4 protein-coding genes and 1 pseudogene are annotated in these 2717 nt (G+C 73.5%); 1 reads left to right on the forward strand and 4 read right to left on the reverse strand.

The features are described 5' to 3' along the window. Positions 1-68 precede the first annotated feature (68 nt). Positions 69-335 (forward strand): DUF3143 domain-containing protein, encoded by a 267-nt coding sequence (locus VB737_RS06350; RefSeq protein ID WP_015110561.1) that lies wholly within the window; start codon positions 69-71, stop codon positions 333-335. A 33-nt stretch (positions 336-368) separates the two neighbouring features. Here VB737_RS06350 and bioA read toward each other — a convergent pair whose 3' ends face one another. From bioA to VB737_RS06370, 4 genes and pseudogenes are all read right to left on the reverse strand, one after another. Continuing rightward, complete coding sequence (gene bioA / locus VB737_RS06355) at positions 369-1643, reverse strand: adenosylmethionine--8-amino-7-oxononanoate transaminase (protein WP_500312075.1); 1275 nt, start codon at positions 1641-1643, stop codon at positions 369-371. An 8-nt stretch (positions 1644-1651) separates the two neighbouring features. Beyond that, positions 1652-1807 carry a hypothetical protein gene (locus VB737_RS06360; protein WP_500312077.1) on the reverse strand — a complete coding sequence of 52 codons (156 nt, stop codon included), beginning with the start codon at positions 1805-1807 and terminating at the stop codon, positions 1652-1654. Continuing rightward, entirely contained in the window at positions 1804-2439 is a 636-nt protein-coding gene (gene bioD / locus VB737_RS06365) for a dethiobiotin synthase (RefSeq protein ID WP_500312079.1), read from the reverse strand. The genes VB737_RS06360 and bioD overlap by 4 nt, the downstream gene beginning before the upstream one ends. Next, positions 2436-2717: pseudogene (locus VB737_RS06370) on the reverse strand (SAM-dependent methyltransferase); the annotation flags it as partial. The gene bioD and the pseudogene VB737_RS06370, both read right to left, overlap by 4 nt.

The following is a 2717-nucleotide window of genomic DNA, read 5'->3' on the forward strand; positions in this document are numbered from 1 at the left end:
GCATGTGATCCAGCGCCCCCGCTCCCCCAGCCGCCCGCCGCCTGATCCTCCCTTCCCCTGTCCATCCGATGGCGACCCTGCCCCCCGCGCCCACGCCGCTCTACAACCACCCCCTGCCCGCCCTGGAGGCCTGGCTCCGCCAGCTCGGCGCCAGTCAGTCGCGCAGCAATGTGGCCCACTGGGACCTGCACCGCCCCGAGTGGAGCGCCCGGATCGAGATGGAGGTGGAGGAACTGCGGGTGAGCTGGCACCAGGAGGGCCGCACCACGGCGCGCCAGTTTCCCTACGGACTGTCGCGGGCCGACGTGGAGGCGGCGATCCTGGCGGGACCCTGAGGTCTCGCCACAGCCCCGGCCTCCTGCGCCCGCTCAGAGGCTCGAGAGGGCTTCCCCGATCACCGCGTAGCACCGGGCCAGCTGGTCGTCGTCGATGCACAGCGGCGGCAGCAGGTAGACCACCTGGCCCAGGGGCCGCAGGAACACCCCCCGGGCCAGGGCCTGGCGTTGCAGCCGCTGGCCTACGGGATTGAGGTAGCCGGGGGCGTCGGTGGCCACCTCGAAGGCGGCGACGCTGCCAAGTAACCGCGGCCGCCGCACCAGGGGATGGCGCGCCAGGGCCTCCAGGTGGGGACGGTGGCGCGCCTCGAATCCCTGGTGGCGCTCCGGCCGCTCCTGCAGCAGATCAAGGCTGGCCAGGGCGGCGGCGCAACCGAGGGGGTTGGCGGTGAAGCTGTGGCCGTGGAAGAGGGTCAGGCCGGGGGTGGTGCCGATGAAGCCCTCGAAGATGGCCTCCCGGGCCAGGGTGACGCCCATGGGCAGGAAGCCGCCCGTGAGCCCCTTGGAGAGGGCCATCAGGTCGGGGTGGATGCCGGCCCGCTGGCAGGCGAACAGGTGGCCGCTGCGGCCGAAGCCGGTCATGACTTCGTCGGCGATCAGCAGGGCCCCGCTGGTGCGCACCAGCGCCTCCACCCGGCGCAGGAACTCCTCCCGCACCAGGGCCATGCCGCCGGCCCCCTGAAGCAAGGGTTCGAGGATCACCGCCGCGGTGGGCGTTTCCAGCAGCTGCTCCAGCCGCTCCAGGGCCGCCGCCTCCCGCGCCTCCACCCCGTCGTCGCCCCACCAGGTGGCGGGCCAGGGGGCCCGGGCCACGGCGAACAGCAGCGGCTCGAACGCCTCGGAGAACAGGGAGCGCTCCCCCACCGCCATGGCGCCGAAGGTGTCGCCGTGATACGCCCCCTCGAAGGCGATCAGCTGCCGGCGCGGCTCGCCCCGGTTGCGCCACCACTGCCAGGCGATCTTGAGGGCCACCTCCACCGCCGTGGAGCCGTTGTCGGAGAAGAACAGCCGCTCCAGGCCACTGCAGACGGCCAGGCGTTCGGCCAGCTGCTCGGCGGCCGGGTGGCGGAAATCGGAGAAGCCCACCTGCTCCAGGCTGCGGGCCTGCTGGGCGACGGCGTCGGCGATGGCGGGCTCGCCGTGGCCGTGCAGGGTCACCCACCAGCTGCTGATGGCATCGATCAGCCGGCGGCCGTCCTCCAGTTCCAGCAGGGCGCCCTCGCCGCGCACCACCTGCAGGGGCGGATCGGCGGTGGCCACCTGGGTGAAGGGGTGCCAGAGGTGGGGATGCCAGCCGGGTCCGGTCACGGTGGGGCTCAGCGGCAGACCTCCGAACGGCGTTCGCCCTCGGTGGCGATCGGCCCGCAGTTGACCCAGCGGGTGACGCTGGTCTCGATGTCGGTGAACAGCACCAGGATGCCCGCACAGAGTGCGGCAATGGTGCCTGTCACCAGGAAATGCTTACGGCTCATGGCTGCAGGCTACGGGCCAGGCCACTGCGGTGCCATTGGCGCTCCAGGCCTTCCCGGTCGAGGGGATCCAGGGGCGGCAGCTCCGCCAGCACCGGCACCCCGCCGAGGGCGGCCAGGGTGCGGGGATTGTCGGGGTGAGGATCGCCGTTGAGCACCAGGCCGAGCACGGGGATCGAACGCCGCTCCAGCGCCTCCAGGGACAGCAGGGTGTGGTTGAGGGTGCCCAGGCCGCTGCGGGCCACCAGCAGCACCGGCAGGCCCCAGGCCGCGATCTGATCGATCTGCAGCCAGTCGCGCCGCAGGGGCACCAGCAGACCGCCCGCCGTCTCCACCACCAAGGGCCCGTCCCAGGCCGGCAGGGCCAGCCGGGCCGGATCGATGCTGAGGCCGTCCCGCTCGGCCGCCCAGTGGGGGGACACGGGGGCCGTGAGACGGTAGGCCTCCGGCCACAACCGCTCGGCAGGCAGGTTGAGCAGCCGCTGCACCCGGCCGCTGTCGCCGCCGTCCTCCAGGCCGCTCTGGACCGGTTTCCAGTAGTGGGCCCCCAGGCCCTGCACCAGCAGGGCGCTCACCACCGTCTTGCCGACGTCGGTGTCGGTGCCGCAGACCACGAACTGGAGGGGGGAGCTCATCGGGCAGAGGGGGCGGGGTGGTCGCGGTGGCCGACCAGGAGCAGCACCTCCCAGGTGAGGGACTCCTCCACGGGCCAGTGGGCCAGGAGCCGGCGCAGCTCACCGGCCCCAAGGGGGGGCTGGGGGCTGGCGGTGGCGCCGAGGTTCCTCAGGTGGCGCAGGGCGGCCAGCCCCCCCTGCTGCGGCCGGCTGAAGCGCAGCACCTGGCTGTGGTGGAGATGCAGGCCGGCGGCGGCGGCGGCCTGGATCAGGCGGTCGGCCGCCGGCAGGTCCAGGGC

Origin of the sequence: Synechococcus sp. BA-120 BA3 (assembly GCF_034931285.1) — a bacterium.
GTDB lineage: Bacteria > Cyanobacteriota > Cyanobacteriia > PCC-6307 > Cyanobiaceae > Cyanobium.

Coding starts and splice junctions, on each gene's coding strand:
- bioD (WP_500312079.1), bottom strand. CDS start 2,439: ATGAGCTCCCCCCTCCAGTTCGTGGTCTGCGGCACCGACACCGACGTC.
- VB737_RS06350 (WP_015110561.1), top strand. CDS start 69: ATGGCGACCCTGCCCCCCGCGCCCACGCCGCTCTACAACCACCCCCTG.
- VB737_RS06360 (WP_500312077.1), bottom strand. CDS start 1,807: ATGAGCCGTAAGCATTTCCTGGTGACAGGCACCATTGCCGCACTCTGT.